Source organism: Sphingosinicella sp. YJ22 (assembly GCF_011320075.1).
Lineage (GTDB): Bacteria > Pseudomonadota > Alphaproteobacteria > Sphingomonadales > Sphingomonadaceae > Allosphingosinicella.
The window spans coordinates 121,797-147,035 of record NZ_JAANPA010000002.1; the positions used below are offsets into that span (position 1 = coordinate 121,797).

At 67.5% G+C, this 25,239-nt stretch carries 27 protein-coding genes; 15 read left to right on the forward strand and 12 right to left on the reverse strand.

From position 1 onward, the window contains the following. Nucleotide 1: 1 nt before the first annotated feature. Together G7B71_RS01785 and G7B71_RS01790 are read right to left on the reverse strand one after the other, a co-directional pair. A complete protein-coding gene (locus G7B71_RS01785; protein ID WP_166037246.1) occupies nt 2-316 on the reverse strand; it encodes a PRC-barrel domain-containing protein in 315 nt (104 codons plus the stop codon). Nucleotides 317-645: 329 nt separating this feature from the next. After that, nucleotides 646-2,466: an ABC transporter ATP-binding protein/permease gene (locus tag G7B71_RS01790; RefSeq protein ID WP_166037248.1), complete on the reverse strand. Its 1,821-nt coding sequence runs from the start codon at nt 2,464-2,466 to the stop codon at nt 646-648. A gap of 118 nt (nt 2,467-2,584) precedes the next feature. Here G7B71_RS01790 and G7B71_RS01795 point away from each other — a divergent pair, with 118 nt between their 5' ends. The 5 genes from G7B71_RS01795 (at nt 2,585) to G7B71_RS01815 (ending at nt 5,637) form a co-directional block, all read left to right on the forward strand. Continuing rightward, nucleotides 2,585-2,866, forward strand: a complete 282-nt coding sequence (locus G7B71_RS01795; RefSeq protein WP_166037250.1) for a hypothetical protein — start codon at nt 2,585-2,587, stop codon at nt 2,864-2,866. 178 nt (nt 2,867-3,044) lie between these two features. Then, nucleotides 3,045-3,905 carry an SDR family oxidoreductase gene (locus G7B71_RS01800; RefSeq protein ID WP_166037252.1) on the forward strand — a complete coding sequence of 287 codons (861 nt, stop codon included), beginning with the start codon at nt 3,045-3,047 and terminating at the stop codon, nt 3,903-3,905. Between the two features lie 69 nt (nt 3,906-3,974). Further along, complete coding sequence (locus G7B71_RS01805) at nt 3,975-4,328, forward strand: DUF962 domain-containing protein (RefSeq protein ID WP_166037254.1); 354 nt, start codon at nt 3,975-3,977, stop codon at nt 4,326-4,328. After that, entirely contained in the window at nt 4,325-5,086 is a 762-nt protein-coding gene (locus G7B71_RS01810; protein WP_166037256.1) for a Crp/Fnr family transcriptional regulator, read from the forward strand. The genes G7B71_RS01805 and G7B71_RS01810 overlap by 4 nt, the downstream gene beginning before the upstream one ends. A gap of 371 nt (nt 5,087-5,457) precedes the next feature. Next, nucleotides 5,458-5,637 carry a PspC domain-containing protein gene (locus tag G7B71_RS01815; RefSeq protein ID WP_166037258.1) on the forward strand — a complete coding sequence of 60 codons (180 nt, stop codon included), beginning with the start codon at nt 5,458-5,460 and terminating at the stop codon, nt 5,635-5,637. A 39-nt stretch (nt 5,638-5,676) separates the two neighbouring features. On the opposite strand, the gene G7B71_RS01820 is transcribed toward G7B71_RS01815, so the two are convergent. Continuing rightward, complete coding sequence (locus G7B71_RS01820) at nt 5,677-6,726, reverse strand: SDR family oxidoreductase (protein WP_166037260.1); 1,050 nt, start codon at nt 6,724-6,726, stop codon at nt 5,677-5,679. A 108-nt stretch (nt 6,727-6,834) separates the two neighbouring features. Between G7B71_RS01820 and G7B71_RS01825 the strand changes: the two genes are divergently transcribed. Both G7B71_RS01825 and G7B71_RS01830 read left to right on the forward strand, forming a co-directional pair. Beyond that, nucleotides 6,835-7,779, forward strand: coding sequence for a cation diffusion facilitator family transporter (locus G7B71_RS01825; protein ID WP_166037263.1), 945 nt, complete (start codon nt 6,835-6,837; stop codon nt 7,777-7,779). 2 nt (nt 7,780-7,781) lie between these two features. After that, nucleotides 7,782-8,204 carry a DUF1810 domain-containing protein gene (locus G7B71_RS01830; protein WP_166037264.1) on the forward strand — a complete coding sequence of 141 codons (423 nt, stop codon included), beginning with the start codon at nt 7,782-7,784 and terminating at the stop codon, nt 8,202-8,204. A gap of 105 nt (nt 8,205-8,309) precedes the next feature. Here the strand turns inward: G7B71_RS01830 and G7B71_RS01835 are convergent, their stop codons facing one another. The 5 genes from G7B71_RS01835 to G7B71_RS01855 all read right to left on the reverse strand — a co-directional run bounded on the left by G7B71_RS01835 (nt 8,310) and on the right by G7B71_RS01855 (nt 13,432). Further along, the gene (locus G7B71_RS01835) at nt 8,310-8,555 is read right to left on the reverse strand and encodes a hypothetical protein (RefSeq protein WP_166037266.1); all 246 of its coding nucleotides are present in this window, start codon (nt 8,553-8,555) and stop codon (nt 8,310-8,312) included. Nucleotides 8,556-8,566: 11 nt separating this feature from the next. Next, nucleotides 8,567-11,071 (reverse strand): ABC transporter permease, encoded by a 2,505-nt coding sequence (locus G7B71_RS01840; protein WP_166037268.1) that lies wholly within the window; start codon nt 11,069-11,071, stop codon nt 8,567-8,569. Between the two features lie 27 nt (nt 11,072-11,098). Further along, nucleotides 11,099-11,779, reverse strand: a complete 681-nt coding sequence (locus tag G7B71_RS01845; protein ID WP_166037357.1) for an ABC transporter ATP-binding protein — start codon at nt 11,777-11,779, stop codon at nt 11,099-11,101. Nucleotides 11,780-11,874: 95 nt separating this feature from the next. Continuing rightward, the gene (locus G7B71_RS01850; protein ID WP_243406046.1) at nt 11,875-13,179 is read right to left on the reverse strand and encodes an efflux RND transporter periplasmic adaptor subunit; all 1,305 of its coding nucleotides are present in this window, start codon (nt 13,177-13,179) and stop codon (nt 11,875-11,877) included. A gap of 61 nt (nt 13,180-13,240) precedes the next feature. Then, nucleotides 13,241-13,432 carry a hypothetical protein gene (locus G7B71_RS01855; protein WP_166037270.1) on the reverse strand — a complete coding sequence of 64 codons (192 nt, stop codon included), beginning with the start codon at nt 13,430-13,432 and terminating at the stop codon, nt 13,241-13,243. Between the two features lie 75 nt (nt 13,433-13,507). On the opposite strand from G7B71_RS01855, the gene G7B71_RS01860 reads away from it, so the two are divergent. Together G7B71_RS01860 and G7B71_RS01865 are read left to right on the forward strand one after the other, a co-directional pair. Then, nucleotides 13,508-14,935: a sigma-54 dependent transcriptional regulator gene (locus tag G7B71_RS01860; RefSeq protein WP_166037272.1), complete on the forward strand. Its 1,428-nt coding sequence runs from the start codon at nt 13,508-13,510 to the stop codon at nt 14,933-14,935. Between the two features lie 12 nt (nt 14,936-14,947). Further along, complete coding sequence (locus G7B71_RS01865; RefSeq protein ID WP_243406047.1) at nt 14,948-16,288, forward strand: ATP-binding protein; 1,341 nt, start codon at nt 14,948-14,950, stop codon at nt 16,286-16,288. A 7-nt stretch (nt 16,289-16,295) separates the two neighbouring features. Here G7B71_RS01865 and G7B71_RS01870 read toward each other — a convergent pair whose 3' ends face one another. Genes G7B71_RS01870 through G7B71_RS01880 form a run of 3 tightly spaced genes read right to left on the reverse strand, consistent with a single transcriptional unit; the run spans nt 16,296 to nt 18,534 of the window. Next, nucleotides 16,296-16,766 (reverse strand): Rrf2 family transcriptional regulator, encoded by a 471-nt coding sequence (locus G7B71_RS01870; protein WP_166037273.1) that lies wholly within the window; start codon nt 16,764-16,766, stop codon nt 16,296-16,298. A 43-nt stretch (nt 16,767-16,809) separates the two neighbouring features. Continuing rightward, nucleotides 16,810-18,003 carry a 23S rRNA (adenine(2503)-C(2))-methyltransferase RlmN gene (rlmN, locus tag G7B71_RS01875; protein WP_243406048.1) on the reverse strand — a complete coding sequence of 398 codons (1,194 nt, stop codon included), beginning with the start codon at nt 18,001-18,003 and terminating at the stop codon, nt 16,810-16,812. Nucleotides 18,004-18,051: 48 nt separating this feature from the next. Beyond that, entirely contained in the window at nt 18,052-18,534 is a 483-nt protein-coding gene (locus tag G7B71_RS01880) for a hypothetical protein (RefSeq protein WP_166037277.1), read from the reverse strand. A gap of 144 nt (nt 18,535-18,678) precedes the next feature. On the opposite strand from G7B71_RS01880, the gene G7B71_RS01885 reads away from it, so the two are divergent. The 5 genes from G7B71_RS01885 (at nt 18,679) to G7B71_RS01905 (ending at nt 22,395) form a co-directional block, all read left to right on the forward strand. Then, nucleotides 18,679-19,272 (forward strand): porin family protein, encoded by a 594-nt coding sequence (locus G7B71_RS01885; protein ID WP_166037279.1) that lies wholly within the window; start codon nt 18,679-18,681, stop codon nt 19,270-19,272. A gap of 202 nt (nt 19,273-19,474) precedes the next feature. Further along, on the forward strand, nt 19,475-20,119 hold the full coding sequence (locus G7B71_RS01890) for an outer membrane beta-barrel protein (protein ID WP_166037281.1): 645 nt from the start codon (nt 19,475-19,477) through the stop codon (nt 20,117-20,119). A 133-nt stretch (nt 20,120-20,252) separates the two neighbouring features. Further along, on the forward strand, nt 20,253-21,356 hold the full coding sequence (gene dnaN / locus G7B71_RS01895; RefSeq protein ID WP_166037283.1) for a DNA polymerase III subunit beta: 1,104 nt from the start codon (nt 20,253-20,255) through the stop codon (nt 21,354-21,356). Nucleotides 21,357-21,469: 113 nt separating this feature from the next. Further along, nucleotides 21,470-21,811: a DNA-directed RNA polymerase subunit omega gene (rpoZ, locus tag G7B71_RS01900; protein WP_166037285.1), complete on the forward strand. Its 342-nt coding sequence runs from the start codon at nt 21,470-21,472 to the stop codon at nt 21,809-21,811. Nucleotides 21,812-21,825: 14 nt separating this feature from the next. Continuing rightward, nucleotides 21,826-22,395, forward strand: a complete 570-nt coding sequence (locus G7B71_RS01905) for a methylated-DNA--[protein]-cysteine S-methyltransferase (protein WP_166037287.1) — start codon at nt 21,826-21,828, stop codon at nt 22,393-22,395. Here G7B71_RS01905 and G7B71_RS01910 read toward each other — a convergent pair. Beyond that, complete coding sequence (locus G7B71_RS01910) at nt 22,392-22,871, reverse strand: helix-turn-helix domain-containing protein (RefSeq protein WP_243406049.1); 480 nt, start codon at nt 22,869-22,871, stop codon at nt 22,392-22,394. The genes G7B71_RS01905 and G7B71_RS01910 overlap by 4 nt on opposite strands. Before the next feature lie 153 nt (nt 22,872-23,024). On the opposite strand from G7B71_RS01910, the gene G7B71_RS01915 reads away from it, so the two are divergent. Continuing rightward, a complete protein-coding gene (locus tag G7B71_RS01915) occupies nt 23,025-25,112 on the forward strand; it encodes a bifunctional (p)ppGpp synthetase/guanosine-3',5'-bis(diphosphate) 3'-pyrophosphohydrolase (protein WP_166037289.1) in 2,088 nt (695 codons plus the stop codon). Nucleotides 25,113-25,239: the final 127 nt, after the last annotated feature.

Below are 25,239 nucleotides of genomic sequence, written 5' to 3' on the forward strand. Positions count from 1 at the left end.
GTCAGCGCGCGCCGTAATAGCGCGACACCTGATCGTTATAGGAGCGGTCCCAGCTCGGCTCTTGGTCCCGCTTGTAGCTCGGGCCGTTCTTCAACTGCTCGACGTCGCGATCCACAGCGTACCCGCCGCGGCGTTCGTCATAGGTGAGCTCGTCCCACGGCAGCGGGAAATAGCTCTCGCCCATGCCGAGGAAGCCGCCGTAGCTGACCACCGCATGGCGGACCTTGCCGTCACGCTTTCCGATCATGAGATGATGCACCGAGCCGATCTGCTCGCCGTCGCGGCTGTAAACGGCGGTGCCGTCGACCTTTCCCACGAGATCGCGTCAAGCGTTTCGTTGCGTTCGATGGTTTGACTGTCGTTCATTCTGTTTCTCCTGGTTGCGGGAATCCCCTTTTTCGCCTCCTTGGGCGCACGGCCGATGGGAGTGTGTCACCGCCCGGTTCGCTCGAACCGAATAGGCCTGGTCGGGCGCGTCCGGTGACGGCGCGCATGATCATCCGACCATCGGGGATATAAAGCGAACGGGGCGCGGGAGGCATTGTTCCGAAGTTTTACAGGTGGTTCGGGCGCGCCGGCACCGATCGTTGGACAGCGACCGGGAGGGGCGTGTCGGGAGCCAAGAAAGCGGTGAAGCCCTCGTAGCTATTCCGCCGCCTGCGTCTCTTCTTCCTGCTCGCTCTGCTGGCGGGTCCACATCTCGGCATAGAGGCCGTTCTTGCGCATCAGCTGCGCGTGGGTGCCGCGTTCCGCGACTCGGCCGGCGTCGAGAACGACGATCTGGTCGGCGTCGACGATGGTCGACAGACGGTGGGCGATGACGATCGAGGTTCGGCCGCGCTCGATGGTCCGGATCGTGTCCTGGATCGCCGCCTCTGTGCGGCTGTCGAGGGCGCTGGTCGCCTCGTCGAGGATCAGGATCGGCGGGTCCTTGAGCAAAGTGCGGGCGATGGCGACGCGCTGCTTCTCGCCGCCGGACAGCTTGAGGCCGCGCTCTCCGACCCGGGTGGCGTAGCCGTCGGGCATCGACGCGATGAAGTCGTGGATCGCCGCGCCGCGGGCCGCCGCCTCGACCTCCTCCTGGCTGGCGCCGTCGCGGCCGTAGGCGATGTTGTAGCCCACGGTGTCGTTGAACAGCACGCTGTCCTGCGGGACGATTCCGATCGCTCGGCGAAGGCTCTGCTGGGTGACCTTGGCGATGTCCTGGCCGTCGATGGTGATCCGGCCGCCGGTCGGGTCGTAGAAGCGGAAGAGAAGGCGCGACAGGGTCGACTTGCCGGCGCCCGAGGGGCCGACCACCGCAACGGTGGTCCCCGCCGGAGCGTCGATGTCGATGCCGTGGAGGATCTCGCGGGTCGGCTCGTAGCCGAAGCGGACATTCTCGAATCGGACATGGCCGGTGGTGACGATGAGCCCCGGCGCGTCGGGCGCGTCCGTGATCTCGGCCGGCGTGTCGATCAGGTCGAACATCGCGGCCATGTCGATCAGGCCCTGGCGGATGGTGCGATAGACCATTCCGAGCATGTCCAGCGGCCGGAACAGCTGGGTGAGGAGCGTGCTGACCAGGACCACGTCGCCGGGCGTGAACCGTCCGGAGGCCCAGCCCCACACGACGAGGCCCATGCCGAAGGCGAGCATGACGTTGGTGATCACCGACTGGCCGACGTTCAGCCAGGCGAGGCTGTTCTCGCTCTTGGTCGCGGCGTTGGCGTAGGCGCGCACCGCGGCGTCGTAGCGGGCGCTCTCGCGCTCCTCGGCGGTGAAATATTTCACCGTCTCGAAGTTGAGCAGCGAATCCACCGCGTGGGCGACCGCGCCGGTGTCGGCGTCGTTCATCTGAGCGCGCAGCGCCGCGCGCCAATCGGTGATGATGCGGGTGAAGGTGATGTAGACCGCGACCATGATCACGGTCGCGATCACCAGCCAGGCGCCGAAGTGAAGGCCGAAGATGATCAGGACGAGGGTGAGCTCGAGGATCGTCGGGGCGATGTTGAACAGGAGGAAATAGAGCATCGTGTCGATGCTCTTGGTGCCGCGCTCGACCACCTTGGTGACCGCTCCGGTGCGCCGCTCGAGGTGGAAGCGCAGCGAGAGATTGTGGAGATGGCGGAAGACGTTCGAGGTCAGCCGACGCGCCGCCTCCTGGCCGACCTTCTCGAACACCGTGTTGCGGAGGTTGTCGAACAGGACGGTGCCGAAGCGCGCCGCCGCATAGCCGACCGCGAGCGCGATGACGAGCCAGGCGAGGTCGCGGCTCCCTTCCGCCATGCGGTCGATCGCGCCCTGCAGGGCGAAGGGCGCGCCATAGACCTGGACCAGCTTGGACAGGATGACGAAGCCGAACGCGGCGACAATCCGAGCTCGGAGGCCCGGCGCGTCGGAAGGCCACAAATAGGGGACGAACCTGCGCAATGTCTGCAGGTCGGCTCGTTTGTCGGATTGGTCGCGCGGTGGGTGAGGGGGCATCGCAGCGGAGATAGGGAGCGGAATGAAAGTTCCCAACCGGCGCACAAATTTCGTGGGCGTAACGGCGGGAACGCGAACCTGGGTTGCCAGTTGAGCGAGGCAAGCAAGGGACAGGCAAATGATTGAAGCGCCGGCAACTTTTCTACTCGCGATCCTGGGCTGCGGCGAAGACGAGAACGCGTGCCGACCGCTCGTGGTGAGCGAGGCCCGCTACGAGAGCGAGGCCCAGTGCCTGGCCGCCTCGACCGACCAGCTCGCGCGCCAGGACGGGCTCGACTTCCCGGTCATCGTCGCCGAATGCCGCCGCGCCGGCGAGATCCGGGTGCCGCTGCGCGCCAACGCCGTCGCTCTGCCCGAGGCGCAGCGGCGCCTGCCGCGGGTGACCATCGCCTCGCGCTAACCTTCGAAAGAAGGACCACCCCCAGCCCCTCCACGAAGGCGTGGAGGGGAGCTTTTGCGCGTGTGGCTCCCCTCCAGCCCTTGCTGGAGGGGCTGGGGGTGGCTTTCCCTTCTGTGGGGGAACGGTCCCGCACTCCGAGCGGTTAACCTTTTCAAATCCCTACCGCGGAGCGCCTCCCATGACCGACGACACCGAAACCCTCGACATGGTCCATGAGGACGACCTGCCCGGGCACGAAAGCGAGCTCGAGCCCAAGCCCGACTGGGAGCCGCGCTATCCCGGCTCTGGCCGGCTCGACGGCAAGGTCGCGCTGATCACCGGCGCCGACAGCGGCATCGGCCGCGCCACCGCCGCCTTGTTCGCGCGCGAGGGCGCCGACATCGCCATCTCCTACCTGTGCGAGCATGACGACGCGCAGAAGACCCGCGAGATCGTCGAGAGGGAGGGCCGCCGGGCGCTGCTCCTGCCGGGCGACCTCGGCGAGAAGGAGGCCTGCGAGAAGATCGTCAAGGAGACCGTCGACAAGCTCGGCGGGCTCGACATCCTCGTCAACAATGCCGGCGAGCAGCATTGGGACAAGGACATTCGCGAGATCAGCGAGGAGCAGCTCAAGCGCACCTTCCAGACCAACATCTTCTCGATGTTCTTCATGGTCCAGGCCGCCCTGCCGCACCTCAAGAAGGGCAGCGCGATCATCAACTGCACCTCGATCACGATGTACAAGGGCGCGGCGATCCTGCTCGATTACGCCTCGACCAAGGGAGCGATCACCGCCTTCACCCGCTCGCTGTCGGAGAATCTGGTCGACAAGGGCATCCGGGTAAACGCGGTCGCTCCGGGGCCGATCTGGACTCCGCTCAACCCGTCCGGCGGCCAGCCCAAGGAGAAGATTCCGGAGTTCGGCAAGGACACGCCGATGGGCCGGCCCGGCCAGCCCAACGAGGTCGCTCCGAGCTTCCTGTTCCTCGCCTGCGAGGATTCCTCCTACATGTCGGGCCAAGTGCTCCACCCGAATGGCGGAACCATAATCAATGGTTAGACTCGCCGGGGCTGGAAAGGCAGCGGCAACCGGCATAGACCGCGTCTGACCCGGCGAGGTGATCCTACCATGACGCGCTACACGAGCTTCGCAGAATTCTGGCCGCATTATTTGCGCGAGCATTCTCGGCCGACCACCCGCGCCTATCATTATGTCGGCACAAGCCTGGTCGTCGCGATCGCGATTGGAGCGGTTGCAAGCGGGACATGGTGGCTGCTCGCCGCGTTGCCGGTCGCCGGCTACGGCTTCGCCTGGGCCGGCCATGCCCTCGCCGAGCATAATCGCCCCGCTACCTTCACCTATCCGTCCTGGTCGCTGCGCGCGGACTTCAGGATGTGGTGGCTGTGGCTGACCGGCCGGATCGGTCCCGAACTGGCCGCAGCCGGCGTCCGGCCGGCGCGCGAGCCCGCCGCCCGGTCATGAGCAGCAACGCGCCCACTCTCGATGTCGCGGCCGAGGACCCGGTCGGCTGCCTCGTCCACAAGCTGCGCGTCCGCGACGAGGTCACCGACGCGGAGGCCGACATCCTGCGCAACGCCGCCGCCCGGGTCGAGGACGTCCCGCTCGGTCGAACGCTCGTCGCCGCGGGCCAGAAGCTCGACCAGTCGATGCTGATCGTGTCGGGCTTCGTCGCGCGCTACAAGGATCTCAGCAACGGCCAGCGCCAGATCACCGACATCCATGTCGCCGGCGACTTCACCGATCTTCACGGCTTCCTGCTGAAGCGGCTCGAACATAATGTCGGTACTCTGGCGCCGACCCGAATCGCCTTCGTGCCCCACGAGCGGCTCACGCGGATCAGCGAGGAGCAGCCGCATCTCCTGCGCATGCTGTGGCTGTCGACCCTGATCGATTCCGCGATCCAGCGCGAGCGGATGCTGTCGGTCGGGCGGCGAAGCGCGGTCGCGCGCATCGCCCATCTGATGTGCGAGCTCTACACCAGGCTCAGCCTGGTCAACGAGGTGGACGGCCTGAGCTTCGCGTTGCCGATCACCCAGATCGACATTGCCGACGTCGCCGGCCTCACCTCGGTGCACGTCAACCGCATGTTGCGCGAGCTTCGCGACCGCGGGCTGGTGACCTTCCGCAATGCGCTGGTCGAGATTCACGACTTGGCGGGCCTGGAAAAGCTCGCCGACTTCGACCGCTCCTACCTGTTCTTGGAATCCGAGCCGCGCTGACTGTTCGCTTCCGGACACTTTGTCCGGACATGGACAGCAATGGCCGCGCGTGGTCGCCGCAAGTTGGCGAATATTCCCAATCCGTGGCGCGAGCCTGGGTCGGATTTTTTCCGTATTTTCCAAAAATGGCGGAAAACCGCGGTAAATTCACTTTGGCACGGCGTCTGCAAAGTTCCTAGCATGCCGGCGGATGGTCCGACCGGCAGGTTCAAGGAGACTTCAAATGACTGCCACCACCACCCTCAGCCAGCGCGCTTTCGCTTCGGTTTCCGCGCTTCTCGTCAGCTTCCTGTTCGTCACCGCCGCCATCGGCCCCGTCCTTCCGATCGCCTGAAGCCGCTTCGACGACACGTCCATAAGGAAACATCGCTATGGACACACCTTACGCACGCGACCCGGTCGGCGGGAAAGTCTTTGGGGTTTGCTCAGGTCTTGCCCGCTCGATCGACTACGATCCCACGCTGATCCGCGGCATCGCCGTGATGGCGCTGGTCTTCTTCGGGCCGATCACCCTGATGGCCTATCTGCTCGTCGCCTGGCTGGCCGACTAAGTTCGACCGCCGGCCGGCGGGCAGAGGCCCAGCCGGCCCTCACACGCCCTCAAGCGGCGGCTCCTCCACTTCCGATCCACGTTCCATTCCGGTCTCGCTCCGCCACTTGGTGAGCAGGAACGCGCCCGCCGCGATTCCGCCGGCCACCGCAAGCGTCGCCAGCGGATGCCGCGCCGCCTTCGAATAGAGGCTGGGGCGGATGACATGGTCATGCTCGCCGCGCACCCTCGCCTCGCCCTGGCCGGCATAGAGATTGTCCTCGGCGGCGGGACGATCGCTTATCTGCCCCGACACCAGGAACTTCTCGCTGATCCAGTCCAGCGTTCGCGGCGCGATCGCCGACAGGGTGCTGATCATCCGCGCCGAGCCGCCGACGAAGGTCTCGCGCATCGGCCGCTCGGCGGCGGCGAGGATCGAGGCGGCGACTTCCTCCGGCGCATAGACGGGCGGCGGGAAATTCGGCTCGACGCCCGGCACCGACATGGCATGCTGGGGCAGCGGCGTGCCGATCGTCGCCGGCTTGACCAGGGTCACCGAGATTGGCGCGCCTTCCTCCTCGAGCTCCATGCGCAGGGTTTCGGTGAACGCCTTCAGCGCATGCTTGCTCGACGCATAGATCCCCTGGAGCGGCAGCGAGCGGTCGGATTCGACGCTTCCGACATTGATCAGAGCGCCGCCGCCGCCCTGGCGCAGGTGGCGCACCGCGACCATCGATCCGTGCACGCTGCCCCAGAAATTGACGTCGAACAGCCGCCGCATGTCGGCCTCGGCGGTCTCCTCGAGATAGCCGAAGATCAGAACGCCGGCATTGTTGACCCAGGTGTCGATGCGACCATGGCGCTCGCGGGCATGGACGGCGATCTTCTCATGATCCTCGGCGCGGCTCACGTCGGCCTCGACGAAGCTGGCATGGCCCGGGCCGGCCTGGTTGATCTCGTCGACCGCCTGCGCCAGAGCCTCGCGGGTCCGCGCCGCAAGCACCACGCGGGCGCCGCGCGCGGCCGCCATCTTCGCGGTCGCGAGGCCTATGCCGCTCGACGCGCCGGTGATGACGACGACCTGCTCGGCGAGCGGCTTCAACTTGGGCATCGGATCGCCTCCTCATGTCGGTGTCCTTCCCCCAACGAGCCGGCGCCGCGATGGTTCTCGCCACGCATGTCCTAGCATCACGGCCCGACCTTCCGCTAAGCATCGGCCATGGCGCACGCCCACCACCATGCCGGCCACGACCATCACGGCCATGGCCATGCGCATCGTCACGGCCACGGGCACAGCCACGCGCCGGCCGATTTCGGCCGCGCCTTCGCGATCGGTATCGCACTCAACCTCGGCTTCGTCGTCATCGAGGGTGCCTATGGCTTCTGGGCCAACTCGATGGCCCTGCTCGCCGACGCCGGCCACAATCTGTCCGACGTGCTCGGCCTCGTCCTCGCCTGGGGCGCGACCGTGCTCGCCAAGCGGCCGCCGAGCCGGCGGTTCAGCTACGGCCTTCGCGGGACCACCATCCTTGCCGCCCTCGCCAACGCGGTCATCCTGCTCGTGGCGGTGGCCTTCATCGTCTACAATGCGGTGATGCGGCTGATCATCCCGGACCTCGTCGAGGGCGGGACGGTGATCATCGTCGCGTCGATCGGAATTGTCATCAACGGCGTCACCGCCTGGATGTTCGCGCGCGGCCGCACCCGCGACCTCAACGTGCGCGGCGCCTATCTCCACATGGTCGCCGACGCCCTCGTCTCGGCCGGCGTGGTGATCGCCGGAATCCTCATCGCCACGACGGGCTGGCTGTGGGTGGATCCGGTGGCGAGTCTCGTCGTCGCCGCGCTGATCTTCCTCGCCACCGTCGACCTCGCGCGGGAATCGACGGCGATGGCGCTCGGCGGCGTGCCGCGCAGCATCGATCCCGAGGCCGTAGAGGCTCATCTCGAAGGGATGGGGGGTGTCATTCGAGTCCACGACCTGCACATCTGGGCGATGAGCACGACGGACACGGTGCTGACTGCCCACCTCACGATGCCCGGCGGCCATCCCGGCGATGCCTTTCTGGCCGATGTCCAGCTCCAGCTCCGCGAGCGCTTCGGCATCGGCCATGTCACGCTCCAGATCGAGCTCGGCGCCGATCGCGATTGCGGCGGCTGCTAGGGTTGGACGACCCCTATGGCCTTGGCCGCTTCGTCGCCGCCCAGGCGGACGTCTGGCCCGCGCCCCTCGAAGAGCTGCGCCGAGGCCGCAAGCAGAGCCACTGGATGTGGTTCGTCTTCCCCCAGGTCGCCGGCCTCGGGATGAGCGCGATGTCGCAGCATTATGCGATCCGCTCGCGGGCCGAAGCCGCGGCCTATCTCGCTCACGACCTGCTCGGCCCCCGCCTCGCCGAAGCAACCGACGCGGTGCTGAGCCATGCCAGCCGGCTGAGCGCGGAGGAGATTTTCGGCGGCATCGACGCCGTCAAGTTCCGCTCGTCGATGACCCTGTTCGACGCGGTCGCACCGGACGATCGCTACCGCCGCGCCCTCGACGCTTTCCATGGCGGCGAACCGGACCCGGCGACCCTGGAGTTGCTGGACTAGACTCCCCTCCGCGCCTTCGCGGAGGGGCTGGGGGTGGCCCTTACTTCCTTGAGGAAAGAGAAGAACCACCCCCGGCCCCTCCAGCAAAGGCTGGAGGGGAGGATCCTAGAGTTCGACGCCGTTGGCGATCGCCTCGAGGCGGCGCAGCCTTTCCTTGACCGAGGCGAGCTCGATCAGGGTCGCGGGCGTCTCCATATCGTCATCGTCATTGGCCGCCGCTGGCTTGGCGCCCAGCTGGAGGCGCTTGAGCTCCAGCCAGCCCCGCCAGGCCCGCAACGCCGAGAGGCAGACCATGGCGGTGACGAGGACAATCGCGGTGGCAAGGATGAGAGGCAGCATCATCTCGCTCATCGTTCCGGTTCCTATTCGTAGCGCAAAGCGTGGATGGGGTTGGCGCGGGCGACGCGAAGGGCGTGGCCGGCGATGGTGCCGATCGCGATCGCCAGCGCGAGCAGGCCAGCGAGCAGGAAGGGCGTCACTCCAAGGTCGACCCGGGTGTCGAACGTGTTGAGCCAGTCGCGCATCGCCCACCACGCGGTCGGCCAGGCGATCAGGTTGGCGATGATCACCGGCTTGGAGAATTGCCAGGCGAGCAGCCGGACGATGTCGCGGGTGCGCGCGCCCAGCACCTTGCGGATCCCGATCTCCTTGGTGCGCCGCTCGGCGGTGAAGGCGGCGAGCCCGAACAGGCCGAGGCAGGCGACGATCACCGCCAGCGCCGCGAAGCCGGCGAACACCCGCGCCCGCGCTTCCTCGCCCTGGTAGAGCTCGGCGACGATGTCGTCGCTGAACTCCGCCTCGAACGGCACGTCGGGGGCGAGCCGGCGCCAGACCTGCTCGACCCGCTCGCGCACCGCATTGGGCTCGGGGTCTTCGTAGCGCACCACGAGGGTGGTGAAGCCGGACGTGCCGAGCGCGAAGGCGATCGGCTCCAAGGGCTCGCGGATCGAGCGCAGCCGGGTGTCCTTGACCAGGCCGACGATGGTGATCGGGACGAGGCCGTTCTCCGGCCGCACCAGGCCCATGCGCAGCTGCGCTCCGACCGCCTCGGACGGGTTGGAGAAGCCGAGGTCGCGCGCGGCGCGCTCGTTGATCACGACGTTGATCCCGCGCGCCGCGAACGCCCGCTCCTGCTCCGGGGTCGGGAACAGCGGCAGCGGCACGACGTCCATCTCGCGGTTCGCCGACAGCTCGCGGCCGGCGAGGATCGGGGCGCCGAGGGTGCGGAAGAAGCTCTCGTCGACGAGATAGCTGCCCATTCCGACCGGGATGTGGCGGCCGGGAACCTGGATCACCGTGCCGACCTGGTTCTGGGGATCGATGCCGATGCCGGTGCGGGCGACCGAGCGCACGCCCGGCACCCGGGCGATCTCGCGCGCGATCGCTTCGGAGCGGTCGATGATCTGGCGGCGGTTCAGGCCCTCGACCTGGAGCAGGCCTTCGCGCTGGAAGCCGGGATCGGCGGTCCGCGCATAGACGGTCTGGCCGTAGACGACCGCGGTGCAGATGATGAGGCCGATCGACACGGCGAACTGACCGATGACCAGCGCGCTGCGCAGCACGCCGGAACCGGACGCCTCGGCGGTCGACTTGTTGGCTTTCAGCACCTGCGCCGGCTGGAAGCGCGACAGGTAGATGGCCGGGTAGACGCCGCCGGCCGCGCCGACCAGGACGGTCAGCAGCACGATCGGCAGAAGCATGCCGTCCGCCCCGACATAGGTCATCGCGAGGTCGGCATCGAGGAAGCGGCCGAGCGCCGGCAGCAGAAGCTCGGCCATGGCCAGAGCGAGCAGCATGGCGAAGCCGGCGACCAGCACCGATTCCATCAGGAACTGGGTCATCAGCTGGCTTCGGCTGGCGCCGAGCACCTTGCGCAGGGCGACCTCGCGGGCGCGGGCGCTGGCCCGGGCGGTCGCGAGATTGGTGAAGTTGATGCAGGCCATCCCCAGGATCAGGAACGCAACGACCGTGAAGGTGAGGATGGTGCGCTCGTCATTGCCGGCGGTGACCGCGCCGCCCTGCGACGTGCCGAGATGGATGTCGCGGACGTTGACCAGCCGCCAGTCGGCGAAGTCGCCCTGGTTGAGCATCTGGTCGCCGAACTGCTGGTCCGGGATGTTGCGCTCTTCCCACGGGCCGAGATTGTCGTTGATCGCGGCCGGATCGGTGCCGGGCCGAAGGGTCACATAGGTCCAGCCCGAATTGGCGCCCCACTGGGTGAGGAAGTCGGGCGTTTCGGCGAAATAGGTCTGCGGGTCGAAGCGGACGACCATGTCGAGCCGCTGGTGCGAATTGCGCGGCAGATCGCGCATCACGCCGGTGACTCGATGGTCGGTGCTCTGCCCGCGCGCGATCAGGGTGAGGGTCCGGCCGATTGGATTGGATTCGCCGAAATAGCGCCGTGCCTCGGTCTCGCTCAGGACCACCGACCCGGCATCGTTGAGCGCTCTGCGCGGGTCGCCCTGAACGAACGGCACCTGAAGGATGTCGAACAGATTGCCGTCGACATAGACGACGTGCTCGGTCGGCAGCGCCTCGCCGTTCAGCGATACGACCGGCGAGGCCGACAGCGCATAGACCTTCTTGTCGATCTGCGGGAAGTCGGCCGCCATGGTCCGCCCGGCGACATAGGGCGACATCTGCAACAGGCCTTCCTCGCCGGTGTTCGGGTCGCGGAACGAGCTCTGGATCTGGTAGACATTCTCCGCATTGGGCAGCCAGGAATCGTAGCTGCGCTCGTAGCGGACGTAGAGGAGCAGCATCAGGCAGGCGGCAAGACCGATCGCCAGGCCGAAGATGTTGATGAAGGCATAGGTGCGGTTCTTGGCCAGCGCCCTCAGCCCCACGATCGCGTAATTGCGCCACATGTCAGCGTCTCCCCCTGCCTGCCCCGGTCACGCGGCGCGCCGGTGCTCGACCAGCACCCGGCCGTCGAGCATGTTGACGACCCGGCTCGCATAATCGGCATGGGCCGGCGAATGGGTCACCATGACGATGGTCGAGCCCTCCTGGTTCAAAGCCTGGAGCATCCGCATCACCTCCTCGCCATGGGCGGTATCGAGGTTGCCGGTCGGCTCGTCGGCGAGGATCAGCTTGGGCGCGCCGACCAGCGCGCGGGCGACGGCGACGCGCTGCTGCTGGCCGCCCGACAGCTGGCTCGGCCGGTGGCGGGCGCGATGGGCGATGCCGACCTTGTCCATCACCGCGTCGACGCGGGCGCGGCGGTCGGCCGCGGGGACGTTGTGGTAGAGAAGCGCGAGCTCAATATTCTCGCGCACGCTGAGCTCGTCGACCAGGTTGAAGCTCTGGAAGATGAAGCCGATGTTGCGCTTGCGGAAGTCGGCGAGCTTGCTCTCGCTCATCTTCGACACTTCGGTGCCGTCGAACAAATAGGAGCCGTCGGTCGGGCTATCGAGCATTCCGATGACGTTGAGCAGGGTCGACTTGCCGCAGCCGGACGGGCCCATGATCGCGACGAACTCGCCCTCGGCGACGTCGAGATAGATGCCGTCGAGCGCGGTCGTCTCGACCGTGTCGGTGCGGTAGACGCGCGATAGGCCGCGCATGCTCAGCATCGTTCCGGAGGCGCCGTCGCCATGGGCGGCCGGCACGTCGTCGATCTGGTCGTCAATCTTGCTCGCGCTGAGCATGGCCTTGGCTCCTTCCCCCGTCATTGTGTGAGATCCAGCCGGTCGCGCTCGGCGAAGCCGGTATAAGGTGAGGTGATCACTCGCTCGCCGGGGTCGAGACCCTCGAGCACTTCGACAAAATTGGCGTTGCGGCGGCCAAGCCGGACGTTGCGGCGAACCGCGGTGCTGCCGTCCGGCGACACCACGAACACCCAGTTGCCGCCGGTCTCGTTGTAGAAGGCGCCGTTGGGCAGGAGCAGCGCGGGCGACGGGTCGCCGAGCGTGAGGCGCAGCTGCACGGTCTGGCCGCGCTGGAGGTCGCGCGGCTCGGCGTCGACGAAGGCGAGATCGACGGTGAAGCTGCCGTTCTGGACCTGCGGATAGATTTTCTGGACGCGCAGCCGGTAGCGGCGGCCGCCCTGCTCGGCGATCGCCGTCTGCCCCTCGGCGACCCGGCCGAGATAGAATTCGTCGACCTGGGCGACGAGCTTGTTGCGGCCGGCGCTGTCGATCTGGCCGAGCCGCTCGCCGCGCTGGAGCGACTGGCCGACCTGGATCGAAAAGGAGGTGAGCTGGCCCGACACCGGCGCGCGCAGGTTCAATGCGTCGAGGCTGGCGCGGGCGAGGCCGAGGCTGTCGTTCAAGGCGCTCGCCGACGAGCGCAGCTGGGCGAGCTGCTGCGACTGGAGCCGCTCGTCGGTCGCCTGCTGGCGGCGAAGCACCTCGGCGCGGCGCTGGGCGGCCTGATAGGTGTCGCGGCTGTCGGCGATCACCCGGCCGGGCACGAAGCCGCGCTCGGCGAGCGGCGCCTGGACCTCATATTGGCGGCGGGCGGTCTGCGCGGTGAGCTGGGCGTCGATCAGCGCGCGCTCGTTGGCGAGGCGGGTCTGCGACAGCGCCAGCTCCTGGCTGCGCATCGAATTGATCTGCTGGGTGACCTCGGTCTGGCGCGCGAGCACGTTCAGCTGGAGGTCGGAATTGGACAGGACCGCGAGCAGCTGGCCCTCCGCGACGATGGCGCCGTCCTCGACGAGGATGCGCTCGACCCGGCCGCCTTCGACCGCGTCGAGAAAGACCGTGAGCGAGGGAGTCACCCGGCCGCGCAGCGGCAGGAAGTCCTCGAACGTGCCGCGATTGACCGCCGAGATCGTCAGCCGCTCGGCGGTCACCGTCTGGCTGTTGCGGGCGGGCGCGGCGAAATAAGCGGCGGGCGCGAGCGCCAGAAGCACGGCGCCGCCGATCGCCAGCTTCGTCCGCGGCGCGAGGCCGCGGCGGGCGACGACCTTGTCCATCGCGCCGCCGCTGACCGCGGCCTCCTCGCGCTTGCCGAGGCGGACGACGCTCATCGCGCGCCCCGATTGTTCGAAAACGGACACTTGCGTTCGGCTTCGGACACTTGGGTCCGGCTCACGCCAGCGGCAGGGTGACTAGGGTGATCAGGCCGGCGCCAATCAGCGCCACGCTGAAGATGAAGTTCTCGATCTTGTCCATGAGGACCTCCGCGATGCACGGCGCGATTGCCGTCGCCGGCCTATCCGCACGAACCGTGCCAACTTCTCCGCACTGTGTAAGGTACGCCTCGAGGCGGTTTCGCGGCATCCGGGCGTCCGCGGGCGGACACTGGCACGGTCCTTGATTGTCCGATATCGAACGCAACGGGAGGACAGGGGGCAAATGGCTGGGCCGGCGCGCTATTCACGCTGTATCGTCATCGACGACGATCCGGACATCCTGCTGTCCGCACGGCTTCTGCTGCGCGACATGTTCGGCGACGTCGCCACCTTCCAGGTGCCGCAGGAGGCGATGGACTCGATGCGCGCCGAGACCCCCGACGTGGTCCTGCTCGACGCCAATTTCGGCCGCGGCGCGACCAACGCCGCCGAGGGCTTCCACTGGCTCGCCGAGATCTTGAAGGCCGATCCGCAGGCCGTGGTGGTGATGATCACCGCCCATGCCGGAGTCCAGGTCGCGGTCGAGGCGATGAAGCGCGGAGCCACCGACTTCGTGTCCAAGCCCTGGTCGAACGAGCGCCTGCTCGCCACCGTCCGCACCGCGGCGGCGCTGCGCAACAGCCGCGTCGAGGCGCAGACCGAGCACCAGAAAGCGGTGGTCGCCGCGTCGCCGGCGGGAAGCGGGACCAGCCCGATCCTCGGCCAGTCGCCGGCAATGGCGCGGGTCTATTCGCTGATCGAGCGCGCCGCGCCGACCGACGCCAACGTCCTCATCCTCGGCGAGAACGGCACCGGCAAGGAGCTGGTCGCCCGCGAGATCCACCGCCGCTCGCGCCGCGCCGACAATGTCATGATCTCGGTCGATCTCGGCGCGGTCGCCGAGAGCCTGTTCGATTCAGAGCTGTTCGGCCATGTCAAAGGGGCGTTCACCGACGCCAAGGCGGACCGGATCGGCCGGCTCCAGGCCGCGGACGGCGGCACCCTGTTCCTCGACGAGATCGGCAATCTGCCGCTCCATCTCCAGCCGAAGCTGCTCACCGCGCTCGAGCAGCGCCAGGTCGTCCCGGTTGGCGCCAACAAGCAGGTGCCCGTCGACATCCGGGTCGTCGCGGCGACCAACCTGTCGCCCTCGGCGCTGTCGGACGAGCATCGCTTCCGCCAGGACCTTCTGTTCCGCCTCAACACGGTCGAGATCGAGCTTCCGCCGTTGCGCGAGCGGCGCGAGGACATCCTGCTCCTCGCCCGGACCTTCCTCGAGCAATATGCCAAGAAGTACGGGAAAGAGGTGCGGGACCTGCCGCCGGCCGTGGCGGTGGCGCTCGAATCCTATGACTGGCCCGGCAACGTCCGAGCGCTCCGCCACAGCTGCGAGCGGGCGGTGATTCTGGCCCAGGGCGATGCCTATGAGGCGGACGACTTCTCGCTGGCGCCGCGCGGCAACTCGGGTTCGATGCGGGCGCCTGTTCCCGCCGCCGCCGCTCCGGTTCCGGCCGCCGCCGCGGAGCCCGACAATCTCAATCTCGAGCGGGCCGAGAAGCAGATGGTCGAGCAGGCGCTCAAGAAGCATCATTACAATATCTCGCTCGCCGCCCAGGAGCTCGGCCTCACCCGCGCCTCGCTCTACCGGCGCATGGACAAGCATGGGCTGTAGGGCGTTCTTCGAGTGATCGGTCAGCGCAACTTCGTCGCCGGGGTGGCGATCCGCCTCGTCGTCCTGGTGGGGACGGTCTTCCTGTTCGTCGCATCGCTTCAGCGCGAGGACTTGGGCGCCGCCAAGGTCGTCGCGGCTCTTCTGGTCCTCGGCGCCTTCTTCTGGCTGCTGCGCTTCGTTCGCCTCACCAATGTCGAGCTCGCCCGATTCATCGATTCGGTGCGCTTCGCCGACTTCGCCCAGGGCTTCGAGCATCGCGACCACGGCACCGGCTTCGGCGAATTGGGCGAGGCGCTCGACCAGGCGATCCGCAAGCTGCGCTCGGAACGGCACGAATTGAACGAGGCGACCCGATTCTACGAGGCGGTGCTCGACGACGCCCCGACCGCGCTGCTCACCGTCGATGCCGACGGCAAGGTCGAGCTGACCAACAAGGCGGCGCGCCGGCTGCTCGTCCGCCACCGCGGAGTCCGCGCCGAGGACTTCGCCGTCTATGGCGAGACCTTCGCCCAGGCGCTGGGCGGCGGCGCGGTTGGCCGCCCGCGGCTGGTGCCGCTGGTCACCGAAGGCCTGCCGCAGACCGTGATGGTAAGCGCTGCCATCGTCCAGCGCTTGGGCGGCCTCGTCCGGGTCGTCGCGGTACAGCCGATCCAGGGCGAGTTGAACGCGGTCGAGATCGCCGCGCAGAGCGACCTCATCCGGGTGCTCACCCATGAGATCATGAACTCGATCACGCCGGTGACCTCGCTCGCGCACAGTGCGGTCGATCTGATGAAGAGCGTCGACCAGGGCGACAATCGCGACATCGCCGACGCCCGGATGGCGGTCGAGACGCTGTCGCGCCGCGCCGACGGCGTGATGAGCTTCGTCGAAAGCTACCGCCAGATCAGCCGCGCGCCCGAGCTCAAGCTCAAGAGCTTCGCGGTGCTGCCCTGGGCGCAGGAACTGGGACGGCTGTTCGGCGCGCTGCCGGCGGCCGAGGGCGTCGCTTTCGAAATGGAGGTCGATCCGCCCACCCTCGGCATGAAGGCCGACCCCGATCTGCTCTGCCAGGTGCTGATCAACCTGCTCAAGAACGGCGCGGAGGCGGCGCGTGGACATGGCGATGCGCCGCGCGTGTCGCTGTCGATCCAGCTGCTCGCGAGCGGCGAGGTGAGCATTGACGTCGCCGACAACGGTCCCGGCGTGCCCAAGAGCCTGCGCCAGGACGTGTTCCTGCCCTTCTTCACGACCAAGCAAAAAGGCACCGGCGTCGGCCTCAGCCTCGCCCGCCAGGTCGTCCTCGCCCATCGCGGCTCGATCGCCGCGGCGGAGGCCCCGGACGGCGGCGGGCTGTTTCGGATCGTGCTCTAGGCCGCGCTCAGCCGGCGGAGGCGGCCGGCTCGGGGATGATTTCCGGCTCGACGCCCTGGGGCTCGTCGGCCGGCAGCGGATCGGCCAGGGTGAGGTGGTCGAGGATTCGCGCGGTCTCGTCGCGGACCATCAGCATGGCCCGGCGCAGGCGGCACTGATCCTCGGTGACGCAATTCTCGCACTTGCGATAGGCGAGCCGGCTCGCGCAGGGCAGCAGGCCGAGCGAGCCGCGGGTCAGCCGGACGATCTCGCCATAGGTGATCTGGTCGGGCTCGCGGGCAAGCCAGTAGCCGCCCTCGCGGCCGCGCAGCGATTCGACCAGGCCGGCGCGGCGCATGCTCGACAGCATGACGGTCAGGAACTTGGGCGGGATGTTCTGCGCGTCAGCGATCTCCGCCAGCTGAACCGGCCCTTCGCCATGGCGGTCGGCGAGGTGGAGCAGCGCCCGGATTGTATATCGCGTGCGTTGAGAAAGCATGGCGTCTCAATAGCCGCTGCGATCCCGAGCGCAACTCCGCGCGTCAGGCGGCGGCCTGCTCCAGCTGAGCCTGCTTTTCCGCCGCGATCCGGTCCAGCTCGGCGCGGGTCTTCTTCTCGGCCGCAGACTTGAGCTGCCCGCAGGCGGCCATGATGTCGCGGCCGCGCGGGCGGCGGATCGGGGCCGAGATGCCGGCCTCGAAGATGATGTCGCTGAACCGCTCGACCCGCTCGTTGGTCGAGGTGTCGTAGGGCGCGCCCGGCCACGGGTTGAACGGGATCAGGTTGACCTTGGCCGGCAGCTTGTACTTGCGGATCAGGCGGACGAGCTCGCGGGCGTCCTCGTCGCTGTCATTCTTGTCCTTCAGCATCACATATTCGAAGGTGATCCGGCGGGCGTTGTTGGCGCCGGGATAGGCCGCGCACGCCTCGAGCAGCTCTTCGATGCCGTATTTGCGATTGAGCGGCACGATCTCGTCGCGGATCTCCTTGGTCACCGCGTGGAGCGAGACGGCGAGGTTGACCCCGATCTCCTCGCCGGCGCGCGCCATCATCGGCACCACGCCGGAGGTGGACAAAGTGATCCGGCGCTTGCTGAGCGCGAGGCCGTCGCCGTCCATGACGATCTTCAGGGCGTCGCGGACATTGTCGAAATTGTAGAGCGGCTCGCCCATGCCCATCATCACGATGTTGCTGAGCAGGCGGCCTTCCGGCTGGCTCGGCCATTCGCCGAGGCTGTCGCGGGCGAGCATGACCTGGCCGACGATCTCCGACGGATCGAGGTTGCGCACCAGCCGCATCGTGCCGGTGTGGCAGAAGCGGCAATTGAGGGTGCAGCCGACCTGGCTCGACACGCACAAGGTGCCACGGTCCGCGTCGGGGATGAACACCATCTCGAAATCATGGCCGTCATGGGTCTTGAGGAGCCACTTGCGGGTGCCGTCGGTCGACACCTGCTCGACGACGACCTCGGGCCGGCCGACGCTGAACCGCTCGGCGAGCCAGGCGCGGTGCGGCTTGGCGATGTCGCTCATCACCTCGAACGAGGTCGCGCCGCGATTATAGATCTGGTGCCAGATCTGCTTCGCGCGAAGCTTCGCCTGCCTGGCGTCCATGCCCGCCTCGGCCAACGCCTCGCGGATCTGTTCCTTGGACTTGCCGACCAGCTCGACGCGCGCGCCGGCCTCCGCTTCAGGACGCGGAACAGGGACGGGGTCGATCAGACCCGGAATAGCCATCGGTGCGGACATTTGCGCCATGTAGGTGCATCGGCGCGATTTTGCCAGTTATCCCCGCAGGCAAGCGAGCGCGGCGGCGTCGATCGCGCTCGCCGCGCCGCGCAGCTGATACCGGTCCCGGATCAGTCGGCCGCTCGCGGAACGGGTCTCGACGGTCATCGCGATCCCGGTCCGCATGGCTGCGAGCAGCTCGGCATCGGCGCGGGCGTCGGACGCCCAGGCGTCCCACCCCTGGCCGGTGAGCTGGAAGCTGCGCCCGTCGATCCGCAGCAGGACCGCCGAGCGGTCGCGCTTCTCGCCGCTGAGCCGGACATGGAGCTGCCCGCGGACGCCGCGCCCGGGCCAGTTGCCGACCGACGCATAAGGACGCGTGCCGCGCACCGACTGGCGAACGGGCTCGGCGATGGCATAGCAGCGGCCGCCGTCCTCGAACGCGCCCCAGACGCCGAACACGCCGAGCGCGCGCGGCTGAGCCGCAGCGGAAGCTGCAAATCCTGCGACGAAAATGACGAATCCGATTGGTCGAAGCATTTGTCGCACTTATCGACACTGCCATGCCGGACCACAACACCCCTGCTTGAAGCCGCTCCAGGCCCGCCCGTCAGAGGCGGCGCTGCCGCCGGTCCTCCCGATCGGCGGCTCAACCAAGATCGAGAGCGAAGGGGAATTTCTTTCATGCGTAAGACTCTGCTTGCCGCCGCGTTGCTCACCGGCGCGATGGCCACTCCGGCGATGGCCCAGGACGACGACAATCGCGGCGGTTTCCATGTCGGCGCGATCGTCGGCTACGACACCGTTCAGGGCGACGTCGACGGCTCGGACGGCGTGGCCTACGGCGTCACCGCGGGCTACGACTTCCAGCTCGGCACCAATTTCTATGTCGGCCCGGAAGTCGAGCTGAGCTCGTCGAGCGTCGACGAGTGCGAGGCCGGAGTCGTCCGCGCCGGCGACGTGCTGTGCCTCGAGGCCGGCCGCGACATCTATGTCGGCGCCCGCTTCGGCACCCGCGTCGGCCCGAACCGCGACGTGTTCCTCTATGCCGGCGGCGGCTACACCAACGCCGAGTTCCGGGCGACCTATGACGCCAACCTGCCCGGCACCACCGACGACTTCGACCTCACCGACGAGGCCGACGGCTTCCGCCTGAAGGCCGGCGTCGAATGGGACTTCCTTCGCAACGCCTTCGTCCGCGCCGAATATCGCTACTCCAATTACGAGGGCGACATCGACCGTCATCAGGCGGTCGCGGGCGTCGGCCTGCGCTTCTAATCACGAGCTTCCGTTGGGGAGACGGGAGGGGGGCCGGGTCCGCGAGGATCCGGCCCTTTCTTCATGCCCCGACCTGCGGACAACCGGTGTCGAATCGGCAACGCTGCGACCCGTTTATCTCCCGTTCATGCAACTTTCCGGCGCGCTCGCGCTTTCGGGAGGCCGCGTCCGCAAGGACCAGTTGCATATCAGGAGTGATTTCATGTTGAAGTATGTTGCCGCCGCGCTCGTTGCCGGCACCGCGCTGACCCCCACCATCGCCGCCGCCCAGGATTCGCCGTTCAGCGGTCCGCGCGTCGAAGCCCTTGTCGGCTACGATTCGATCCGCTCCGGCGAGACCGAAGGCCAGTTCGACGAGACGGTCGACGGCGTCGGCTACGGCGTCGGCGTCGGCTATGATTTCGATCTCGGCGGCGTGGTGCTCGGCGCCGAGGCGGAGCTCAGCGATTCGAGCGGCGAGCAGGACCTCGACGAGACGATCGACGGCGTCAACTATGTCGGCCGTTTCGAGACCGGCCGCGACATCTATGTCGGCGCGCGCATCGGCGTTCCGGTGACTCCGCAGACCCTGCTTTACGCCAAGGGCGGCTACACCAATGCCGCGGTCGAGGCGGGCTTCGAATCCAACAATGACGTGTTCGAAGAGGACACGACGCTCGACGGCTGGCGCGTCGGCGCCGGCGTCGAGCAGGCGATCGGCTCCAATGCCTTCGCCAAAGTGGAATATCGCTATTCCAACTACAATTCGCTGCGCATCGACGACGAGGTGACCGGCGGCGACCCGCTCGAGCTGGACGTCGACGTCGACCGCCACCAGGTGATGGCCGGCTTCGGCCTGCGCTTCTAAAAAGCGCGTGAAATGGGCCGGGGCGCTGGCGGGCGCCCCGGCCTTCTTTTTGCTCGCATAATCCACTGGCGAGGGCCGCATCGCCCGCTATAACCCTTCGACAAACCACATGAGCGGGTAAGCAGGGGTTAGCATGAAGGCGACGATCGAACGGGCGACTCTTCTGAAGGGGCTCGGCCACGTCCATTCCGTGGTGGAGCGGCGCAACACCATTCCGATCCTGTCCAACGTGCTGCTGGAAGCATCGGCTGACGGCGGTTTGCGCCTGATGGCGACGGATCTCGACCTGCAGATCAACGAGACGGTCGAGGCGCAGGTCAGTGATGCCGGCGCCACCACGGTCCCCGCCCACACCCTGTTCGACATCGTCCGCAAGCTGCCCGAAGGCAGCCAGGTCGAGCTGACCGCCGCGGAAGGGCGCATGCAGATCATCGGGGGACGCGCCCGCTTCACCTTGGCCGCGCTGCCGCGCGACGACTTCCCGATCATCGCCGAGGGCGAGCTGCCGACCCGCTTCGAGCTGCCGGCCGCGACTCTGCGCCAGATCATCGACAAGACCCGCTTCGCCATCTCCACCGAGGAGACGCGCTACTATCTCAACGGCATCTACCTGCACGTCACCGACGGCGAGCTGAGGGCGGCGGCGACCGACGGCCACCGCCTCGCCCGGGTCACCGTGGCCCGGCCGGACGGCGCCGAGGCGATGCCGGGCGTGATCATCCCGCGCAAATGCGTCGCGGAACTCAGGAAGCTGCTCGACGAGGTCGACGGCACCGTCGAGGTGTCGCTGTCTGAATCCAAGGTCCGCTTCGGCCTCGGCAACGCGGTGCTGACCAGCAAGCTGATCGACGGCACCTTCCCCGACTATAGCCGGGTCATCCCGACCGCGAACGACAAGCTGCTGAAGCTCGATCCGCGCAGCTTCGAGGAAGGCGTCGACCGCGTGTCGACCATCGCCAGCGAGCGCACCCGCGCCGTCAAGATGACTCTCGACCGCGACAAGATCACGCTTTCGGTGACGTCGCCCGAAAATGGCACCGCGGCGGAGGAAGTGCCGGCCGATTATGCCGCGCAGGGGATCGAGATCGGCTTCAACGCCCGCTATCTGCTCGACATCCTCGGCCAGATCGACGGCGACGTCGTCGAGGTCCACCTCGCCGATGCCGCCGCGCCGACACTGCTGCGCGAGAATGACAACGCCCCGGCGCTCTACGTCCTCATGCCGATGCGGGTGTGAGGTTCGGGGCGCCACTGGCGCTCCGGGCTCAGGCCTCCTACATTGACTCTAGAGAGGCTCGCTGCTAGCCGCGGCCGCTTCCCAACAGGGCCAGTTTCTTTCGGAGTCGCTTCATGGCGCGCGTTACTGTCGAAGATTGTGTCGACAAGATCCCCAATCGGTTCGATCTCGTTCTGCTCTCCGCCCAGAGGGCGCGGCAGATTTCGGGCGGCGCCGAGCTGACCATCGATCGCGACCGCGACAAGAACCCGGTCGTCGCCCTGCGCGAGATCGCCGAGACCACGGTGAAGCCGCGCGACCTCGAGGAAGCGCTGGTCTCCGGCCTGCAGCGCGTCCAGCTGGACGACGACGACGTCGCGGACGAGGTCGGCTCGCTGAGCCAGTCGGCCGAGGCGCTTCGTCTCACCGCCGCCGCCCCGCCGCGCAACACCAACATGTCCGGCGACTACGAGTAACCGGTGAGCGGCCCATGACCGAGGCCGCCCATTACAGAGTCTTCGACACGGCGATCGGCCGCTGCGGCATAGCCTGGCGCAGCGGCCTTGTCGTATCCACGGCACTTCCCGGCGAAGGTGACGCCGCGACGGTTCGCCACCTGATCCGGCGAAACCCGGGCGCCGCCGAGGCGGAGCCGGACGGCCCGGCGGCGGACGCGATAGCCCTGGTCCAGCGGCTGCTTGATGGTGAGGCAGTCGACCTCAGGGCCATCCCGGTCGATCTCGATTCCTGTCCCGACTTCGAGCGCCAGATCTACGCGCTGCTGCGCGAGGTGCCGACCGGTGCGACCGTCACCTATGGCGAACTGGCCGCACGCGCCGGGGCGCCGGGCGCTGCGCGGGCGGTGGGCATGGCGATGGGCCGCAACCCGGTGCCGATCATCGTTCCCTGCCACCGCGTGCTGGCGAGCAGCGGCCGCAGCGGCGGCTTCTCAGCCCCCGGCGGGGTGACGACGAAGTTCAGGATTCTTCAGATCGAGCAGGCGGGGCGCGGCGGCGACGCGATGCTGTTCGACAGCCTTCCGCTGGCGATCAAGGCCTAGGCGGCCTGGTTGGCGAGGCCGTCCAGCTCGCTGCGGTCGATCCATTCCATGTCGCCGAGTTTGAGGATCCGGCCGTCGGCGGATCGCGGCGCCATTTCGGCGATCGGCTGGCGGGTGACCCGGTCGACCAGGACCGGGTTGCTCGGCCGGCAATTGATCCACTTCTCGCCCCATTGACGGAGCGACAGCAGCACCGGCAGCAGGTCGCGGCCCTTCTCGGTCAGGCGGTAGGAAATCCGGCGCCGGTCGGCGGGGTCCGGCTCGCGCTCGAGGATGCCGTGCTCGACGAGCCGGGCGAGGCGGTTCGACAGGATGTTGCGGGCGATGCCCAGCGTCGACTGGAATTCCTCGAAATGCTTGAGGCCGTTGAACGCGCCGCGCAGGATCAGGAACGACCAACGCTCGCCGACCGTGTCCAGGGCCGCCGCGATCGAGCATTGCCGCAGCATCTCGCGGTGGCGATCGATATCCAGCATCGCGGCATCCCGTATTCTTTTGATCTGCGCCGGACCATGCGCTTTTGCGTCCCGATCCGCAACCTAGCCGGGCGGGCGGGGGAATCACGGTAACGCGCGGCTTTCCAACATTTCCGTTTGCATCGCGGCCGCTGCGCACCCCATCTTAGCCCGGTGCTGAGACAATATGAGCTGGTCGAAAAGGTCCGGGGCTATGATCCCGACGCCGACGAGGCGATGCTGAACCGCGCCTACGTCTTTTCGATGCAGAAGCACGGCACTCAGAAGCGCGCCTCGGGCGACCCCTATTACAGCCACCCGATCGAGGTCGCCGGTATCCTCACCGACCTCCATCTCGACGACGAGACGATCGTCACCGCCATCCTCCACGACACGATCGAGGACACGGTCGCGACCCATGAGGAAGTGGAGAAGCTGTTCGGGCCCAACGTCGCCCGCCTCGTCGACGGCGTGACCAAGCTCAGCAAGATCGAGGCACAGACCGAGAGCCAGCGGGCGGCGGAGAATCTGCGCAAGTTCCTGCTCGCCATGTCGGACGACATCCGCGTGCTGCTGGTGAAGCTCGCCGACCGGCTCCACAACATGCGCACGCTCCACCACATCAAGAATGACGAGAAGCGCCGCCGCATCGCCCGCGAGACGATGGACATCTATGCGCCGCTCGCCGAGCGGATCGGCATGTACGAGTTCATGACCGAGATGCAGACGCTCGCGTTCAAGGAACTCGAGCCGGCGGCCTATGAATCGATCACCAAGCGGCTTGAGCAGCTGCGCTCGGGCGGCGGCGGCGACCTCATCACCCGCATCGGCCGCGGCATCAATGCGCACCTGGAGGCCAACGGCATCGACGCCGAGGTCAAGGGCCGCGAGAAGCATCCCTATTCGATCTGGCGCAAGATGGCCGAGCGCCACGTCAGCTTCGAGGCGCTGTCGGACGTCATGGCCTTCCGCTGCATCGTCGACAGCGTCGAGGATTGCTATCGCACGCTGGGGCTGATCCACCAGCGCTGGCCGGTCGTGCCGGGGCGTTTCAAGGACTTCATCTCGACTCCCAAGCGCAACGGCTACCGTTCGCTCCACACCACCGTGATCCACGACGAGCGGATGCGCATCGAGGTGCAGATCCGCACCCGGGAGATGCATGCCCAGGCCGAGTTCGGCCTCGCCGCCCACTGGGCGTACAAGGAAGGCAAGGATGCTGCGCACACCCAGCATCCCTGGATCAGCGATCTCGTCGAGATTCTCGACCATGCGGCGACGGCCGAGGAGCTGCTCGAGCATACTCGCATGGCGATGTACCAGGACCGGATTTTCGCCTTCACGCCGAAGGGCGAGCTGATCCAGCTGCCCAAGGGCGGCACCGCGGTCGACTTCGCCTATGCCGTCCACACCGATCTCGGCGACCAGACCGTTGGCGCCAAGATCAACGGCCGGCTGGTGCCGCTGCGCACCGTGCTGGAGAACGGCGACCAGGTCGAGATCCTCGTCTCCAAGGCGCAGCATCCCCAGCCGACCTGGCTCGGCTTCGTGATCACCGGCAAGGCGCGCGCCAACATCCGCCGCTGGGTGAAGTCGAAGGAGCGCGAGGAGACGATCGCGCTCGGCCGCAAGATCTTCGACGAGATCACCCAGCGCCTGCCCGACCCGCTCGGCTGGGAAGCGATCGCCGAGGCGCTCAAGCGCCTCCACCTGCCCGACGACAATGCGCTGATGGAGGCGATCGCCACCAAGCGCATCGACGACGTCGCGGTGATGGAGGCTTTGCTGCCCGGCTCGACCCGAACCGGATCGAAGCCGCCGCCGCAGCGGACCGCCATTTCGGTGAAGGGACTGACCCCGGGCGTCGCCTTCCAGCTCGCCGAATGCTGCCACCCCATCCCGGGCGACCGAATCGTCGGCCTCAGGCGCGAGGGGGTGGGGATCGAGGTCCACACGATCAACTGCGACAGCCTCGCCGACGGCCAGGATGCCGACTGGGTCGACCTTCATTGGGGCGACGAGACCGACGGCGGCACCGCGCGGCTGTGCCTCGTCATCGCCAACCAGCCCGGCTCGCTGGCGGCGGTGGCGGGGATCATCGGCCGAGATGCCGCGAACATCGTCAGCATGGAGCAGACCGCCCGCGACGGCGTCTTCCATACCTTCATGTTCGACGTCGAGGTCCATGACGTCGAGCATCTGATGCGAATTCTCGCCGCCCTGCGCGTCAGCGACGTCGTGTCGAGCGCCGAGCGACTCTAGGCTCCGGCGCGCCGCCGTTCATGCTCGCGTAACTGAAACTAAACTATTCGCGCCGTTGTATTTTGGGGACGTTGCCGATTGCGGCGACGTGCGCAGCGGGTCGATCCAGCCGGCGACGCGGCATGAG

Excerpts from the sequence above, each read along its gene's own strand:
- G7B71_RS01790 (WP_166037248.1), bottom strand. The coding sequence starts at position 2,466 with ATGCCCCCTCACCCACCGCGCGACCAATCCGACAAACGAGCCGACCTG.
- G7B71_RS01795 (WP_166037250.1), top strand. The coding sequence starts at position 2,585 with ATGATTGAAGCGCCGGCAACTTTTCTACTCGCGATCCTGGGCTGCGGC.
- G7B71_RS01800 (WP_166037252.1), top strand. The coding sequence starts at position 3,045 with ATGACCGACGACACCGAAACCCTCGACATGGTCCATGAGGACGACCTG.
- G7B71_RS01805 (WP_166037254.1), top strand. The coding sequence starts at position 3,975 with ATGACGCGCTACACGAGCTTCGCAGAATTCTGGCCGCATTATTTGCGC.
- G7B71_RS01810 (WP_166037256.1), top strand. The coding sequence starts at position 4,325 with ATGAGCAGCAACGCGCCCACTCTCGATGTCGCGGCCGAGGACCCGGTC.
- G7B71_RS01815 (WP_166037258.1), top strand. The coding sequence starts at position 5,458 with ATGGACACACCTTACGCACGCGACCCGGTCGGCGGGAAAGTCTTTGGG.
- G7B71_RS01820 (WP_166037260.1), bottom strand. The coding sequence starts at position 6,726 with ATGCCCAAGTTGAAGCCGCTCGCCGAGCAGGTCGTCGTCATCACCGGC.
- G7B71_RS01825 (WP_166037263.1), top strand. The coding sequence starts at position 6,835 with ATGGCGCACGCCCACCACCATGCCGGCCACGACCATCACGGCCATGGC.
- G7B71_RS01835 (WP_166037266.1), bottom strand. The coding sequence starts at position 8,555 with ATGAGCGAGATGATGCTGCCTCTCATCCTTGCCACCGCGATTGTCCTC.
- G7B71_RS01840 (WP_166037268.1), bottom strand. The coding sequence starts at position 11,071 with ATGTGGCGCAATTACGCGATCGTGGGGCTGAGGGCGCTGGCCAAGAAC.
- G7B71_RS01845 (WP_166037357.1), bottom strand. The coding sequence starts at position 11,779 with ATGCTGAGCATGCGCGGCCTATCGCGCGTCTACCGCACCGACACGGTC.
- G7B71_RS01850 (WP_243406046.1), bottom strand. The coding sequence starts at position 13,179 with ATGAGCGTCGTCCGCCTCGGCAAGCGCGAGGAGGCCGCGGTCAGCGGC.
- G7B71_RS01855 (WP_166037270.1), bottom strand. The coding sequence starts at position 13,432 with ATGCCGCGAAACCGCCTCGAGGCGTACCTTACACAGTGCGGAGAAGTT.
- G7B71_RS01860 (WP_166037272.1), top strand. The coding sequence starts at position 13,508 with ATGGCTGGGCCGGCGCGCTATTCACGCTGTATCGTCATCGACGACGAT.
- G7B71_RS01870 (WP_166037273.1), bottom strand. The coding sequence starts at position 16,766 with ATGCTTTCTCAACGCACGCGATATACAATCCGGGCGCTGCTCCACCTC.
- rlmN (WP_243406048.1), bottom strand. The coding sequence starts at position 18,003 with ATGGCTATTCCGGGTCTGATCGACCCCGTCCCTGTTCCGCGTCCTGAA.
- G7B71_RS01880 (WP_166037277.1), bottom strand. The coding sequence starts at position 18,534 with ATGCTTCGACCAATCGGATTCGTCATTTTCGTCGCAGGATTTGCAGCT.
- G7B71_RS01885 (WP_166037279.1), top strand. The coding sequence starts at position 18,679 with ATGCGTAAGACTCTGCTTGCCGCCGCGTTGCTCACCGGCGCGATGGCC.
- G7B71_RS01890 (WP_166037281.1), top strand. The coding sequence starts at position 19,475 with ATGTTGAAGTATGTTGCCGCCGCGCTCGTTGCCGGCACCGCGCTGACC.
- dnaN (WP_166037283.1), top strand. The coding sequence starts at position 20,253 with ATGAAGGCGACGATCGAACGGGCGACTCTTCTGAAGGGGCTCGGCCAC.
- rpoZ (WP_166037285.1), top strand. The coding sequence starts at position 21,470 with ATGGCGCGCGTTACTGTCGAAGATTGTGTCGACAAGATCCCCAATCGG.
- G7B71_RS01905 (WP_166037287.1), top strand. The coding sequence starts at position 21,826 with ATGACCGAGGCCGCCCATTACAGAGTCTTCGACACGGCGATCGGCCGC.
- G7B71_RS01910 (WP_243406049.1), bottom strand. The coding sequence starts at position 22,871 with ATGCTGGATATCGATCGCCACCGCGAGATGCTGCGGCAATGCTCGATC.